Origin of the sequence: Nocardia sp. N2S4-5, from assembly GCF_044628355.1 — a bacterium.
Classification (GTDB): domain Bacteria; phylum Actinomycetota; class Actinomycetes; order Mycobacteriales; family Mycobacteriaceae; genus Nocardia; species Nocardia wallacei_B.
On the sequence record NZ_JBIUPM010000001.1, the window covers coordinates 94616 to 112427 of the forward strand.

1 protein-coding gene is annotated in these 17812 nt (G+C 69.5%); it reads left to right on the forward strand.

The window, feature by feature from the left end:
- Nucleotide 1 precedes the first annotated feature (1 nt).
- Nucleotides 2-17809 (forward strand): amidase family protein, encoded by a 17808-nt coding sequence (locus ACFMRZ_RS00500; RefSeq protein ID WP_400177408.1) that lies wholly within the window; start codon nt 2-4, stop codon nt 17807-17809.
- Nucleotides 17810-17812: the final 3 nt, after the last annotated feature.

Below are 17812 nucleotides of genomic sequence, written 5' to 3' on the forward strand. Positions count from 1 at the left end.
GGTGAGCGCGGCGTTGGAGCTCCTGGCCGAGCTGCCGCCGTGGATTCAGGCGCCGGTGTTCGGCGGCGAGGTGCCGCGGATGGACACCGATGCCGGTCGTCGGGTGAGTGCCGAATGGCGGCGTTCGGCCGAAGAACTGGAACGGCTCGTGGAGCAGATCGACGAGCAGATCGCGACGTTGCCCGACGCGGTGCGGGAGGCGCTGGGCAGTCAGATCACCACGGCCGCAGCCGATTTGCGGAAGGTAGCCGCCGCGCGCGCCGAGCTTTGCGCACAGCTGGCGCAATACACCGACACCAGCAGCACCGAAAGCGACAAAGCGGTGTACACGATGGCCGCCTTCGGCTTCATGACGGGGTACCAGGTGTTGGCGGCGGGTCTGAATCCGGTCGCGCAGTCGGTGGTGCTGGAGGCGGCGAGGACACGGCATCTGGCCTTCTATGCGACCGTTGTCGCCGAGCGGATCAGTGCCGGTGCCGCTGCGATGGCCGAGCGCGCGGTGCTGCTGGGCATGCGGGCCGGCGGCTTCGCGGCGCTGACCGGAGGCGTCGATGCCGGCGTGCAGCTGGGGCAGATGCTCAGACTCCTGAACGGGCATCGCGAGAGCATGGACTGGGCATCCGTCGTGACGTCGGCGGTGGCCGGGGCGGGTGCGGCCGTCGGTGGAATGCTGGGTGGACGCATTGCGCATGCCGTTGTGCCGCAGGCGGAGTCGGCGATGCTGGGGCGCGCGGCGGTGGCCGCGCTGGCGGGAATGTCGGGCGTGATCGGTGGCGCCGCCGCAGCCGCCGGGATGACCGGCCGGTTCGAGGTGACGTTGTCGGCACTGGCCGGCGGAGCGGCGGTGGGTATGGCCGCGGCACACGCCCAGCCCCGGTCGCCCGCGGACGGCGCGCCTCCCACCCCGGTCGAGGGGACATTCCCGGACGGGTACCCGGTGGATCATCTCACCAGGGAAGTCCGCGAGTACGGTGTCCGAGCCGGGGCAGAGGCCGCGGAGTACCGGCGGATCAACAGTTTGCGGGAACAGGAGCTCGCCGAAACCCGGGCCGACGGCGCGGCTGTCGAAGGATCCCGGTCGGGTGTTTCCGGTCCCGGTGTCGATGCGGCCGAGCTGGCCCGACGGGTGACGGCGCGGGACGCCGCGCGAGCGGAGTTGGCGCACGCCCTCGGCATGACACCGGAGGAACTGCGGTCCTGTGGCCGTCCGGCCTTGGAACGCGCTGTCGGGGAGGTGGATTCGTGGCTGGGATCGCTGGGTGACGAGGGCTGGGCCCGGTTGGATCCCGCGGTCCGTGACGGCGTGCTCGGTGATCTGCCCAAGCGCGTGGCGGATCGTGCCCGCGCGATCGCGGAGGGCGATCAGGACTCCGCGCCGGTGTCGGAGTGGTTGCGGCAGGCCGGGCTCGCGGAGCCTCATCCCGAACCCGCCCCCGGGCAATGGTCGGCGTTGCGGCAGATCGCAGCGGCGCACGGCGCGGAGCGCGTGGGCCAGGTATTGGATGGGCTGGCGCGGTACGGCGCTGCCGACGCGGAGGTAGGCGCGCTCGATCGCCATGCGACCGACACCGTTCCCCAAAGCGCAACGGACACAAGTGTTCACGCGAATCGATCCGCCGCCGTCGAGGTGGGGGACCGTTCCTCGCACGGCGATGCGGCGGTGGTCGCTGAGAAGCCCGGCGCGACGGCGGAGGCCGGCCCGGATGCGGTGGAGCGTTCCGTGCGCGAGTTGGGTGTACAAGAGGGCGCGGACGCGGTGGTCCGGGCGAGGGCCTCGGATTTCGAAGTGTTGCAGAAGGAATCGGCGCACGCGGGGTCGGCGCTGGCGAAGTGGCTCGGGTTGTCGGACACCGAATTTCACTCGATGAGGCCGTCGCAGTTGCGGTCGGCCGTGGAGCACTGGGTCGGGCGGGCCGAGGGCTCATCCGAGTTGGGTGAGCAGGCGCGCCCGCACGCCGGCACGCTGATCGGCGACGAGGTGCGCCGAGCCGTCGAGGCCGACAAGCACAGCGGGCGTCTCCTTGTCGGGGGCGACGAACTCGCTGCGGCACAAGCGATTCCGACGGACCTGCAGGGAAGGTTGCGGCACTGGGTCGGTGGCGACGCGGCGATCATGGAGCGCTGGACGGACGTGCACGCGACATTGGACCGCATGCTGTCGTCGCCCAACTCGCTACTGCGGCTGGGCGCGAGCGAGGGGACTACTACCCCGGAGGACCCTGCCCTGGGCCGCGCACAGCAGCTGTACGAGCTGGAGTTGGCGCAAACAGCACACGCGGACGGCACCGCACTCACACCGGAGGCCGCACAGGCACTGGCGGCCGCGGGATTCGGACCTTCCGTCGCGCCGCCGGCGGCAACGCCCGGTGGTATGTCCGCCCTGACACCGGCGGCCGCGGACGCCTTGGCGGCGGCCGGTCTGGGGCCTTCCCCGGTACCGGCGGCAACGCCCGGCGGTATGTCCGCGTTAACGCCCGCAGCAGCGAAAGCGCTGGCGGCGGCTGGTCTCCGGCCGTCGGCGCCGCCCGAACCGGCACCCGCCGGCGGCCACGGCGGCGACAAGGGCCCTGGTACGCAAGCCTCCTCGGACGCGCCGAAGGAGGGCGTGCCGGGTGCCTCGGAGGGTAGCGGCGCACCCACACCGGCTGCTCGGGACGCATCGGCGGCGGCTGGGTTGCGGCCGTCGGCGGAGGAAACCGCGGGAGCCGGGGATCCGCCGCGGCCGAGTTCGCTCAGCGGAGCGGAAAACGATGGTACAAAGCAGTATTCGGCTCCGGACGCCGCACCCGCCGGACTGTCGGATCGTGGAGCGGTACAGGTGCTCGAGCAAGAGGTCCCTGTCCAGTCCGCACCCGCGGACCCGGTGCGAGAGGCGGCGTCGGCGCAGGCTCGGGAATACCACGAGCGAGAACTCGCCGAAACCGAACAAGCACGCAAACCCGCCACGACCCCACCCGGGGGCCCGACGGCGGTCCCCCACGCCAACCCGGCCGAACCCACGGCCGAAGCGCTCCCGAAGACGTCCGGTCCGCAAGCCGAACCGGGTGTCGCACCGGCGACCGTCGCGCACACGTCCGACCCGCAGGCGGGACCGCTCCCGTTCAAGCCTGCTGCTGCCGCGGGGATGCCTGACCCGCACGCGGGGGCATACGCGCCCGAGTCGGGCGCTCCTGCTGCGGGACCGCATCCTGCCCACCCCATCGAGGCCACCGCAGGACACGGAGATACGACGAGCCCAACAGGCTTGCGGCACCAGCCGTTGATCCCCGGTGCGGCGATGTCGGGTGCCGCTGTGGCCGCATCGGATGACGAAGACTCCTCGAACGGGATTGCGGCGCAGCTGGACTCGGCGGGCGCACCACTCTCGCCCGCGCTGGAGTCACCGGCCGACGTACCAGCGTCCGAATCTGCATCGGCCCCCGACCCCGACTCGACCGGTGTGTCCCGAGAGGGTGACGCGGCGGACCCGCGGGCGGTGCGACAGGAACACTCGGAGGCGACCGCGGGGGCGGCGGAGTTGCTGGGTATGTCGCCGCAGGAGCTGCGGTTCTCGGGGTGGCGGCTACTGGCGGCGGCGGTGGATCGTGTCGAAGCCGGATTGGCGGCGCTGGGCGATCACGGCTGGGATCTCCTCACGCCGGAGGTGCGGTCGGCGCTGCTGGACGACTTGGGTGAGGTGATCGGCCGGGAACTCCGGGATCAGGCGGATACGCACCGGCGGGCGGCCGCCGTGCTGGAGTGGTTGCGTGCGGCCGGTTTGTCCGAGGACGGCACGTCCGCCACTGCCGGGCAACGCTTCTCGCTGTTGCGGCAACTCGCCGAGGACCACCCCGCGTCGCCCATCGGCCACTTGGTCGAGGCACTGGAAAGGTTCCGGGCGACCGGTACGCGGTTCGAGGCCTTGCCGACCGCTCCGACGGATACGCCCGATGTCGCGAGTCCCTCGGCGGAGAACACCCGACAAGCAGAGGCCCCCGCGCCCGGAAGACGCGAGCTGAAACTGGGCGGTTCCTGGTGGTTCGGTTCCCCGCTGCGCGCCGAGTGGATCCGGCTGGGCATGGAACGCGCTACGGTGGCGTGGGAACTGGCACGGGAACACGGTCTCGAGTTCGAGCACTGGGCACTTCGGCCCGGATCTCCGGAACTCGATCGGTTGCGCGCCGAACTCAGCACCGCCACTGGGGAATTGGCGGAGCGTTTCGCGGTGGACCCCGATGAGCTGAGTCCCCGGCGCATCGAACAGCTCCTCGCGGAATCCCCGGACGAACACGACGATTTCGAGCACCTGAGCGCTCTCGCGAACCGGTGCCTGCTCCTGTCCGCGCTGCTGGAAACCGCGGCCGCATTCGAACGAGTACACGTGCGGGCGACTGCCGGCGGCACCAGGCGCCCTGGCGTGGAACGGAATTGGCTGCAGCGCATCCTCCGGATGGATTTGGGGGAGTTGAGCCGACGCTGGCGTGCGCTCCAGGCCGGCCCGGCGGCCGGCGTGCGGCCACCGGGCATTTCGAGCCGCTATGCCGGGGCGCCGGCGCCGCTGCATTGCCTGCCGATAGGTCGATGGCAGCGAGCGGGCGAGGGTTCGAACGACTCCCTGTCGCACGGCACCGGCCGGTCCCGAGCACCCGACATGCCGCACCCGCCGAGGCCGATCGACTGCGCACCGCTGGTCGCGAAGTACCTTGTCGAGGAGAACGGCAGCGCCGCGGTCGCGGAGAACTTGGCGGCCGTGCCGCTCACTCCCAACGCCGAACTCGGTGGAACCACCGTCGCCCAGGTGCAGTCCGCGCTGGGCGGCGCGGCGTGGGAACCGGTCGCGACCTGGGATGAGCTAGCGAACCGGCTGGGTGGGATGGCGCCGGGGACAGCCGCGTACGTCGTCACCGAAGACGACCGAGCTCGCGCGGCCGCCGGTTCGGGCCACGCCCGTCTGGTGTTCCACGACCGACGCCAGCCCGGCGTGGTCAAATGGCGCGACCCGGAGGTCGACGGGGGCGCGAAGCACGTGTTCGAAGCCGGGAAACTGCCCGAGCATGTGTACAAATTCGCGATCATCTGCGGCGCGTCCGGCGATGCGTTGCCCAGATCGCCGCAGCGGCCGAAAAGCGTTGTCCCGCTGCGTCGTACGCCACTGCTCGCGGTGGCGGGCACCGACGGGCGCGCGGCCGATCCGCCACCGCACGAGCCGCTGCGGCCCGCACTCGAGACGACCCTCGCGGCCCTCGGCAGTCTCGCGAGAGACGTTGTGGTGGTGGGTAGTTCGGCGATGGCCGCCGCGTTCCCCGGTGGGACGCGCCCGCCGCACGACACGGATGTGTCGGTATCGGAAGGCGGGTTCCGGCGGCTGCGCGAGCAGGGCTGGACGGAACGTCGATTCCCCGACGGCTTCGTTCTCGTCACCAACGGTGAGATCGAGGCCGCCGTCGGATGGGGCGGCATTTCCCACGACGACCTGCTGATGCGCGCGTGGCGAACGCGAAGCGGGCTCCACGTCGCGGGCCTGTCCGACGTCACGGCGGCGAAATGGCGGCGAGGCCTGCCGAAGGACTTCCGCGACCTGGAATGGGTCCGATCGGCACTGCTCGATCCGCGGCGAGCGCCACTGCCCGAAGCGGTACTGGACCGGCAGATTCGGAAAGTGCGTGCGACGCTGCCGGAATGGGTCCTCGACCATCCCTACGCGCCGGTGGCGGTCCGGCTCGCGGCCGACGGTATGTACGCCGTGAACGCGCTGTACGGCGATCCGGAGGTCGGCGCGATTCTGCCGATCGTCGGTGAGCTGGAAAAGGCCGAATTCCTGGTGCCCGCCTCGTATCACAACGGTTTCGGTCTCGAGGACGACCTCCAGCGCCTGCAAGACCATATGGAAAACATTCGGGCCGGCGCGCTGGACCGGCTCCTCGCCATGGCGGCCGACGCCAACAGCGATCTGAGATTCGGCGGCGGCCGGATGGCGGACAATCCGGAAGCCTACGACGAGCTGGTGTCGGCGACGATCCTGCGCGAGCGGGCGCTCGTACTCGCGCCGGAGGCGCGCGACGAGGCGCGATTGCTGTTCGAGGCCGTCGAGAACACCGCGTTCGATCAACACACGGGCGAGCAGAAGGGTCGTTTCCACCCGAATCCGGTGGTGCGGGCGGTATGCGGAATCGACCTGCAACACCTGTCCGAATACAACGCCCTGGCTGCGGCCGCGGCGCTGGCCCCCGAAGATCTCGCGTCGCGCCGTACGAACGCGTTCTATTCTCAGATACTCAGCCGCGTACTGATTCAGGAATCGGCCAGGATCACCTCCCCGGAGGAGGCCGCACGTTTCCTGCACGAGAATCGCGACCGGCGTCCCGTTTTGGAGAACGGAAGGCAATCGGAGTACACCCTGGGACAGGCGCTCGGGCGCTTCTACCGTGGCAACGCGAAATTCGTGCATCCCCATCTGGGATACCGGTATCCGATGGAGTGGAGCCTGGAGGACATCGGACTTCGCCTGGAACATTCCAAGCGTTCCGAACTCATCGGCGACAATCTGCTCTCCGGCCGCTGGACACCGCGCGACGCCGAGGAAGAGATCGCGAAGCACACCGAGATCATGCGGCGGCGGACGCAGCGTCGGCTCGAGCGCCCGCGGCCGATCGTCGAGCGGCCGGAACCGACTCCCGTAGACGGCACCGCCGATTCCGACTGGGCCGCCAATGTGCTCAGGATCGCTCGGGATATGACGGGCGGTGATCACCTGGCGGCGGCGATGTACCGAAATCGCCTGGCGGAGATCCGGTCCCGCTACGGCGATGACGCACCGCGGCGGACACTGGCGGTGGCCCGGCGTGCCGCGGCGGCGCGGGCCGGGAAACTGTCCGCCGAGTTGGACCAGGCCGCCGCGATGCACGGCGCGCAGGTCGATCGACTGGTTCCGAATTCGGAGTATCTCGCGCAGTGGTTGCGGGAGTTCGAATCCAAGGCGCTGGAACTGGCCGACTCGCTGTTGGCGGCGTGGCGCGCGAATCCGGATCGGAAATGGCAAGGCGGTTGGGATGAGCCGGGCAGTCGGCAGCGGCTTGCCGAACATCTGAGCCGGTATCGCGGTGGGCCACAATCGGTGCTGCGGATCGTCAAATACTTCCAGCACGGACTGCGCGACCTGCCGCCCGGGCGGTGGCCACAGGTTTTCCGGGATACACCCGACCGCGGGCCGGCGCGCCTGCCCGAGTGGCTGATGCTCGCGATTGTCGAGACGCACAAGGCGCTGACTCTCGCCGATATCCTCGACGTGCCCGACCCGGACACCGAGGAAGACGCGGAAAGCGATTGGATCGTCGACGCGGTGGCGGAGTGGCGAGTGCTGGGGGCGGCGCTAGGCCGATCGTCCGAAGCGGGGCGCGTGATCGAGCAGGTGACCGAATACCTGGAACTCGCTCGGCTTGTCGATATCCCGCCCCGTCTGGACGAAGAACGGCGGTTACTGGCCCAGTTCGGCGAGATGGAACGCGAACTGGGAACCGAGCCGACCGCCGCGGACCAGGAGACGCCTGCCACTCATACGGTGTCACGCGACATCGATACATTGGCCCGGTTGCGCGGTCTCCGTGACCGATGGCTGGAACTTTGCGGTGAGGACTCGGCAGATCCGAGTCACTCGGCTCCTCGCCTGCGCCGCGAATTCGAGGACCTGACCACGGCGCTGACGGCGGACCTGCGCAAAGCGGGCATGCTGGCCTCGGACGACCGGCTCACCCCCCACCTGGTGCGGCGAATCGAGACCGACTACGACACCGAACGGCAGCAGGCCCTCCTGGGAACTCGCGGCAACAAGAAGACGGCCGCACTGCGCGATCTGCCCGGTCGCCTCGCGCGGTATCGCAGGCTCGAGCAGTCGCTGCGCTATATCGCCGAATGTGAGCGTTGGGAAGCGCTGATCGACGACCGGTTGGCGTGGTTGCGCGGCGATCACGAAGGTCGGAGCATCGGAAGCCGTCGCGCGGACCAGGACCCGCGCCGGTGGTTGCCGGTGGCCGACCCGAAACAATTCCGGCCGGAGCGGGCCGCCGCGTTACACGAGTGGGGCGCGCGGATCGCGGCAGCGGCCGGCGAGCGGCGACGCCGATTCGAGACGGTCGTGCGGAGGGCCCGCCGGCTGGGGGTACAGAACCCGGAACAGTCGAGTCCGGAGGAATTGCGCTGGGCCGTGGACGAACTCATCGACTGGGCGGCCGATTTCCGTGCCGCGGCGCCGCATCCGCCGGGAGTCGAGATCGACCAGGCGCAGGCGGCGCGGGTCGGCGCACTCGGTGACATCGTCCGTCGCGACCTCGTGCTGTTCGGTCACGCGCTTGCCGCCGAGCGCGGCACGCGCGCCGAGGCCGCCGCCGCGATCGCACGGGACATGCTCGCGCAGAACGTGATAGACGCCGAAGGCGGGCGCCGGCTGGCGCCTCAGGTGGCGGTTGTCGAGGCGGAGAGTGTCCCGGCCGAGGTCTACGTCGCCGGGCCGGTGGCGACGCTGGACAGCGTGCTGGACGCGGTCGCGCCCGATGTGCGCGCCGCATTGTCGGCGCAGGGCGCGCGCTTCCACTACACCGAGGTGACCGTCGACGAACAGGGCCGGGCCTACCTTCGCGACGTCCAGCCCGCCTTCGAACCCGTTGTGGTGGAGGGTGACTCGGACCCCGGCGGATCGTCGGCCGCTGCGTCGGTTGTGGTGACGCCTGGCTCGTCCGCCGAGTCTGCGCGCGACCACGCCCCACGAGAGGAGTGGGCCGCGGCGCACGCGGCCGTCGAGCGGCAGTTGGATTCCTGGCGGCTCGCGGGGGCCGAGGGTGAGCGGATCACCGATTGCGTCGCGTTCCTGCCGTCGGGTGCGGGTGGGCAACTGGTCGTCGCCGCGCCGGTGGGCATGCACCGCCGGGTGCTGCTGGACGTGGTGACCAAAGACGCGAGATTCACTGCGGCACGGTGGCATCCGCGCTTCGACCGGCAGTATGTGGAAGTGACGCCCGGCCCTGACGGCCCCGTCGCGACGACGATCTCGGCCCGCACCGCCGAAGGGCGGTTCCGCGAGGCGACGGATGCCGAACTCGAGGGCATTCTGCTCGACGAGTACCTGCGCTTCCGTCGGCTCGGCTTGATCACGGCGACCTTCCGCGACTGGATCGGCGAACTGGGCAAGCACCTGTTCTACGGGAAGAAGGAGGCGCGGAGATCCCGGGCCACGCGCGGCGAGGTCGTCGCCGGCCACCTCAAACGAGACGGCACGTTGCAGGCCTTCGCCTGCGCGGCGGCCGAGTCGAATACGGTGGTGAGCACGGATCTCCCGCATCCGACGGCGGTGCTGATCCGGGCCGTCACCCGGACGATTCCGCTGCCTCCCGCGCCGGACGGGATGTCCGATGCCCCGGTGCGCGTCGTGTTGCGCGCCGAGGTCGACCTCGGCGCCCTGCGGCCGACGGTCGAGATCGCCGCCGACGGCCTGCTCTGGCGCGTCGCGCCGCCACGCGGGCACGGCGACGCCGGGGACGTCCTGAACCGGTGGTTGCAAGGCGAGTCCGGAATCGGCGACGCCGGCGTCGCCGAACAGGTGCGGCAGGGCATGTGGGATCGAGATCCCGACCGGTTGCTGCGGCGGATAGAGGAAGCGGCGGCCGCGGGCGCAGTACCCACCAGGACGCAGGTGAGTGCGTCGCCCGAGCCACGTCATTTCTGGGAGCTTTCCGCGACGGCGGGCTCCAGGGAGTTCACGGTCAATGTGAGCTACGCCGAACAAGGCTGGTGGGCCGTGCCGACCCCGCGGGCCGAACGTGACGGCGGGCTCGAGCCGATTGTCGAACCCGTCCTGCCGTCGCTGCTGTGGCGGGTGGGCGCGCAGGTGCGCGAGGCGGCCCGTGATTCGGCCGCGCGCGCACCTGTCGACCTCGATCTCACGTTGTCGCACGCGGACGTTCGCCGATACGACGAGCTCATCCGGGATGCCGCCGTTGCCGCGAGCCGCCTGAGTGCGTGGCGCCGGGCAGAGGAGGCACTCGCCGTTCGGCTCGGCGTCTCCGAGCTCGACGACCACGACCCGGAAACCCTTGCGGCGCTGTCGGACCGGGTGCGCGACGAGCGGGCGAGTCTGGCCGACGAACTCGGTGTCGATCCCGTCGAGATAGCGTCGATCCCCTTGTCGGACAGCACATCCGGTGCTCGCCGAGACGAGGTCATGCGCCGCGAAGCCGAACTGCGCGAGTATGCCGACCTGCGCGCCCGGCGTGCGGACGCGGCGGCCGAGTCGTCCGAGGCCCAGCGCCGCCGCGACAGCTTCCTGACCGACCGCGTCGTCGCCGCCGATCTGCGCGTGCGCGGTGCGGGGCGCCGGGTGGGCGAGGGGATCGGATACGTCGCGGACCGCGCCGGTGGCCTGCTGCTGGTCGCCGCGCCACCGGGCGGACACCTGGCGAGCCTGCTGAGACAGGCCGCCGAGCGTCCCGAATACGCCGATGCGCTGTGGCGCGACGAACTGGAGAAGCGCTACCTGGAGGTGACCGCGGGCCCGGACGGCCGCATCGAGGTGCGCACGGTGCCCGCTGCCGAGGCGGAAGGTCGCCGCCGCAAACAGTCCGGCCCCGAGATCCCGGCCCAATTGCTCGACCACTACCTGAACTATCGAACGGCCGGCGCCACAGCGCTCGGCTTCGGCCGCTGGCTCGGTCTGCTCGCGGTCGAGAATCCGCTCGGCGATGTCGAGCGGCTGGCGTGGCTGGGCCACCAGATGGTCCGAGCGGAACCGAAGATCGAGCGGACGCATCCCGCGCACGTGCTGCACCGGCTGTGGACCCGGCGAGTGCCGCCTCTGCCCGCGCCACCGACAGACCTGCCGGAGCGGCCGGATATCGTTCTCGTGCAGGCGAATATCGGCGACACCATGGCGGTTCGGCTCCCGCTCGAACACGAGGACGGGATGTGGCGGGTCGTGCCGGACAGCGCGTCCGAGGTCGGAAACGTCCTCGCGCGGCACTTCCCGGAACTGTCCGCGACCTCACCGGACACTCTGGTGCAACGGATCGACGCCTTCCTGCTCGAGAACGTCATGTGGGATCCGGCCGCCGCGCATCAGCTGTCGAGCGCGCCGGGAGCGTGTTTCCCGGTGGCCGCCGTCGCCGCGATGCAGGGTCCCGGCCTCCGCCCACGGTTCGATATTCCTCGGGATCTCCTGGACAACGTCCCCGTCGCCGGCTTCGACGGCCGGGACATCTCCCGGTGGGCGCACGCGCACTGGCGACCGGGCGGATTCCGCGACGCCGCCGCGATCGTTGCGCACGTGCGCCGAACCGACGGAACTGTCTTGGGCGCAGTGGATTTCGGACCGACCGGGGCACATGCGTTCACCGTGCGCCGCGACGCCGGCGTGACCGTCGTCACGGAACAGGTCGCCCGCCTCGACATCGGCGGAGCGGTGTACACCACGAAACGGGTCGTGCGGGGAGAGGAAGCCGTGGACGCGTGGGCGGCCGAGCTGACCCGCACGGCGGGCGCGGCCGCTACGTTTCACGGCATCGCGTTCACATCCGTTGGGATACCCGAACTTCCGCTGGGACCCGATCGGGAGCCGGTCGGCCGCCGGGGCCGTGAATTCCCGATCCGTCCGCTGCGCGGGCGGCCACCCGAGCGGGCGCCGCCGGAGGACGGGCCCGGCCGGGTGCGCCAGGTCGCCGCGCGGGATCTCGGCGAGGCCCGGCGGCAGCGGGAGGTAGCCGCAGACCGGTTGTCCGCCCGGGCATCCCGGCTGGGAATGGCGTCCTTCGAGCCGGACGGCGCTGCGCTCGAGTCGGTGCGGCAGCGGGCCGACCGGGCGCGCGCGGACCTGGTTCGGCTGCTCGGTGCCGACCCGGTGGCCCGCGCGTATCTCGAGGAGCCCGTGGAACGACTGCAGGGTCGCCTGCGATCACTCGACGACGCGGGATGGACCCGAGCGGCGCAAGCCGATCCGGCAGCCCTGCGGACGTGGATCGCGGACGCGACGCGTTTGGAGAACGACACGCAAGAGGCCACCACGCGCGCCATCGAGGGCGACACCGGCCTGGCCGCCTCGCTGCCCGCCCGACGTGCCGCCGTCACGTCCCGGCTGGTCGGACTGACGGGCGCGCCGAGACCGGCGGCGCATCCTTCCGGCGGCGACCCGCTCGCCGAACTCAGGCGACTGGCCGCCGTCGCCTGTCCCGAGACCGCACGCCTGGTCACCGCCGTGGTCGAATACCTCGAATTCGACGCGCTGACAGCCGATGTCGCGGAGTGTGTGCAGCTGGATCGGCTGATCGACGGCTACGCCGACCGACGGAACCCCTTGCTGCACCGCGAGGGGCCGTGGGACTCGCCGCGGCTGGACCGCGTCGAGGTCGCGCACATCGTTCCGGCCGTAGCGCAGGCGGTCGAGTGGTGGTTGGCGGATATAGCCGTCGTGCTGGAAATGATCAGCGACGCCGACCGCTGGACCTTCGACGAGATATTCGATCGCTATCTCATGGCGGGCTCCGAGGTCCGCCCGGTGCTACTCGCGGCGCGAATCATCAACAACTCGGACCCCGAGGGGCATCCCGGCATTCGGGAGGCATGGACGCGGACTTCCAGAATCGTAGCCGAGGCCCGGCACACGATTCAGACGAACCTGGAGCTGGGCGCCTGGATCAGGGATATGTACGGTCGCCGCCCGACTCCGACTTCGGACCCGAGGCGCCGGGCGTTGTTGGAGCGGGTCTACCTCGAATTCCAGACCGCCGGTATGAATCTGCCGGAAGCGGAGAGAACGAGGATCGCTCGGATCGACGCCAGGGTGGAGGAACTGAAAACCGCCTTCCAAGCGAACAAAGCCGCAGCGCTCGAGGCGGCGGCGGTGCCGGTGACCGAAAGCGAACTGGCGGGAGTTTCGGTGGGCGATCCCGGAATCGCCGCGACCGGCGCGGGCGGTTATCTGCTGCGACTCGAGAGTCTGATGACCGGTAGTTTCCAGCCGTGGCTGACCCGTTTGCGCGACGGCACTTTACGTCGAAGGGTGTACGACGCGTCGGTCGGTCTTTGCCGTGGCGGGGAGTACGACAATACCGAGATCGTGACGGAGATAGTCGCGTTGCGCGCCGAACGGGCCGCGCTGCTGGGATTCCCGCACCATGCGGCGTTCGTCGCGAGCCAGGAACCCGTCGCCCCGGAGACGGCGACCGCGATCCTCGAGAAGCTGACGCCGTACGTTGCCGCGCGAACCCGCGGCGAGATGCGTGAGGCGGCCGCGGCCATCGACCGTAACCCGTTGCAGCCGTGGGATGTTCGTTATGGGCGCGAAGTCGCTATGGAAAGACGGTCCGGAAACGACGACCGCGCCATCGGCCGGTATCTGGAGCTGGACCAGGTACTGACCAAGGGCGTCTTTCGCCTCTACGAGCGCCTCTTCGGCATAACCTTCCGGGAACGTTCCGACCTGCCGGCGCACCACCCGGACATTCGCGCCTTCGACGTCACGAACGCGGTCGGCGAGTCGCTCGGCCTGGTGTACTACGACCCGTACCAGCGCCCGGGCAAACAAGGCGGAGGCATCACCTTTCCGCTCATCGACAAGTTCGAACCGCTCGGGCGGCGACCGGTGTCGGTGATCTTCACGAGTATTGCGAAACCGGCCGACGACACGGCGCCGACCCTGCTCACGTGGCAGCAAGTGTTGTCCGTATTTCACGAATTCGGACACGGCGTACACGACATGCTGGGCGAAGGCGCGCACGAAGTATCGGGACGGCGCATTCCCCGCACGTGGGTGGAAGGCCCCGGAATGCTCGCCGAGGTATTCGCGCGGCTCTGCCTGAGCGAGTACGCATTCCATCACGACACCGGCGCGCCGATGCCTGCCGAGATGATGGAGAAGATACGGCAATCGACGCGGAATTATCGCGGCATGGAGGTGTCCGTACAGATAGCGTTGGCGCTGCTGGATCTGGCGTGGCACCGGCTCACACCGGCCGAGGTGCCGTCGGGCGACGATCTGCCGACCGCAGTGCGCGAGTTCGAGAATTCGGTTCTGACAGCGGCCGGGCTCGACCTTCCCGGGTTACTCGACGTCGGTCCGATTCAGACCTTCGGCCATATGTTCGCGCTGGACTATCACGGCGCCTACTTCACGTACCAGTGGAGCGAAATCTTCGCCGATATCGTCCGGGGCCGGCTCGAGCGCTTGGTCGACTCGGCAGGCGGCTTCACCCGGGAGGTCGGCGACTGGCTCGAGGAGAACATCTTCCGGCACCAGGAACTGTTCCTGGACAAGGTGATCGCGAATTTCCTGGATCCGGATACGGATCTGAGGCCGTATCTCGAGGCCAACGGCCTCATCGACACCCCGCCGGACGGTATGGCTCCGGTGGGCGCCGCGGGCGACGATCCCGGTGCTCGGCTGGCGATGGCGCGCCGCGCCGGCGAGCAAGCCGCGCGGCGGCGGTCGGAACTGGCCGAGCTGATCACACTCCGCCGCGTCGATCCCAGAGAACTACTGCGGACGGGATCACCCACATGGGCGGCCTGGTTCAGCCAGTTCCGGAAGGTCCGCGACGGTCTGATCGACATGCTCGGCCTCGGGCGCGGTCGGGCGGTGAGTGACGGATTCATTCACCATGTGCTGGCGGAGCGGCAGGAAAGAGGGCTTGCGACATCCGAACACATGGTCACCGCGCAGAAGTTCACCGAAATGGCCGTTGTCGCAGAGCTTATCGATGATATCCGTCGCCTCGACGCCCGGGCACACACGGTCGAGGCAGTGGAAGCGGAACTGGCGCGGCGAGCCGGGGATGCGTACCAGCTGATCGTCCGGGCTTCCGGACTGATGCGCGCGGTCGCCGATTTCCGGCCGCTCGGCGGGCTGACAGAGGTGATCGGCGCGACCCTCGCGGCGGCAGAACGGCGGCTCGGGGCGTGGCAACGCCTGGGCGGACTGGCGCGTGATGTCTTCGCGCTGGCATCGACCCTCGAGGCCTACGAGGAGGAGTCGTTCCTGTACCCGCAGGCGGAATTGCTGTCGGCGGCTCGGCGTTACCGCTCGTCGTCCTGGGCGTCGCGTTCGGGCATGCTGCTGCTGCACGCTCGGCTGAGTCATCTCCTCACCACCGCACAGGACTCGGAAGGCCCGGTGCCGAGCCCGGACGAGCAACTGAGTCGGTTGGCGCCGCGGGTGGCGGCGGCAGTCGAGCACTACGAGACGATCGAGCGGCTGAATGCCGACCTGGATTCGGCGCTCGCGCAATTGAATCGGGAGCTGAGCGGTGTTCCCGTCGCGCCGGAGGAGCCCGCGCGACCCCGACTCTCCGACTCCGCGGAGTTCCCTGAGATCATGTCCGCGGTGCGCGAGCACGTGACGCGGCGTCGGCAACGCGCCTTCACCGCGCTCTCGGGCGGGTTGAGTAGCGAATTCGCGTTGGACATAGCGCAATTCGATGAGCCGGATGCCGGTGCGCACGTTCTGAGCCGGTTGACGCGGGTGCCACCGGGTGAGTCCGAACGACTGGACACCACCATTCGCCTGATCCACGAACTCGGCCGCGGGCGCAGGCAATTGACGCAGATCGACACGATCGTCGCGGCGATGGACGAGGCCGATCACCGCACGCGGCTGGGGGATGAGCGGCTGGCGCGGCTGGTGTCGGAGCATGTGCGGAGATATCCACTGGACCGTCGGATCAGTCGGGGCGGACTCGATCCCGATCCGATGACGATGGACGCGATGGCCCGCGCGTGCGCGGCGGCGCTGCCCGGCGACCGATGGACGGAGTCCGGACTCGAGGCGGTGCGCGAACGAGTCGCCGCGTTGCGGCGGGACACGGACTCACCGCGCGCGACCTACCTTGCCGAACGCTACCTCGGATTGCGGCAGTTGATCGAGGCCTTCCACGACGAAAGTCCCTGGCGCGGATGGCATCTCAACGTGGAATCGCACGTGTGGCGGCTCGGCCGCCTGCTACGCGGCCGGGACGAGGCTCAGGTGCGCCGCGAGGCGGCCGAGCACCGGCTGCGGCGACTCGCCCCGAGATTCGGCCTCGACCTCACACGAGGAGACGAATTCCCGCAGACTCGGGACAGCTTGCGCCGCATGGTGAAGCGGGACCTGCGCTGGCTGACCCTTGTACTGAGCCCGGTCGCTGCCGCCGAACTGCGTTGGCAGGACCCGGTATCGGCGGCCGATCTGGACCTGGCCGCGGTGCGGCTGGCACTCGAAAGGGTGCACCTGCGGCAGGCGGACACTCACCCGCGCCGCGCCGAGGTGCGCGAGCGCGTCGAACAGTGCCTTGGTCGCACCGCACTGCTCGCTGCCATCGAGGACTTCCTGGACCGCACAGCCGAGATCGACCGATACGACGCGGGTCTGGACAAATCCCTGCACGCGGCGATGGCAGCCGTGGGCCACGCGGGCGGTCCGGCGATCGACCCCGTTGATCTGGAACGGGCCGATATCACGGCGCTGCAGCGCGCGATGACGGAAGGTGTGGTGACGTCGGCCGGGTTGGTCGAGGCGTATCTGCATCGGATCCGGATACTGGACAGCGAGGGTCCGCGCCTGAACGCCGTGCGGACGGTGAATCCGAAGGCGATGGCCGAGGCCGAACGACTCGACGCGGAACGCCGCGCGGGCCATGTGCGGGGGCCGTTGCACGGAATACCGATCCTGATCAAGGACAATATCGACCTCGAGGGCCTGTCCACCACCGCCGGGGCGGTGGCGCTACAGGATTCGTATCCCGGCGGTGATGCCTTCTTGGTGCGGAGGCTGCGGGATGCTGGGGCGATTATCCTCGGCAAAACCAATATGACCGAGCTTGCGAATTTCATGTCCGACTACATGCCGTTCGGCTACAGCAGCCTCGGCAAGGACATCCGGAACCCGTACAGGTTTGCCACCCGACTGGGGGGATCCAGCTCGGGTTCCGCGGTCGCCGCGGCAGCGGCGCTGGCAGCGGCGACCATCGGCACCGAGACCGCCGGCTCGATCATGAGTCCCGCGGTGTTCAGCTCCATGGTCGGTATCAAGCCCACGGTCGGATTGATCAGCCGGACCGGTATTTTCCCGTCCGCCGCCAGCTTGGATACCGCGGGACCGATCGCCCGGACGGTGCGTGACGCGGCCACTCTGCTGACCGTGCTGGCCGCCGCCGATCCGGAGGACGCGGCGACCACTCGCGTCGTCGGCGCGCACGGCACGGACTACGTCGCCGCATTGTCTCCGGACGCCTTGCGCGGAGTCCGGATCGGGGTCGTCTCCCAGCCACTCGACAACCTTCCGGAGCCCGTATTCGCCGCGGCGGCAGCGGTTTTCAGCGCGCAGGGCGCGGAGTTGATCTCGGTGGAGATTTCCGTGGGCGGGCTACCCGACCCCCTGTACGTCTACGAGATGAAGCGCGACGTCGATCGCTATCTAAGCGGACTGCCCGTGGGCGCCCCGATCAGGTCCCTGGACGATCTGATTCGTTTCAACCGGGCCAACGCTTATATCCACGGCACAACTCTGTACAGCCAGAACAGATTGCTCCGCGCCGCCGCGATCGACCTGGACGATCCCGCGATGATGGACGAATACCGGGCACATCGCGAACGCGTCGTCGGGACCGCGCGCGAGCGGCTCGATACCGCATTCCAGGCGCACCGCTTGGACGCGGTGCTGTTCATCGGCGACGCGGGAAGCTCAGCTGGCCGCCCGGGCACAGTATCCCGCTGTCGCGTTGCCTATCGGCTACAACCCGGAAAACCACGAACCGGTGGGAATCATGCTGGTGGGCCGTCCTTTCACGGAGGCGTCGCTATTGGCCTACGGGTATGCCTATGAACA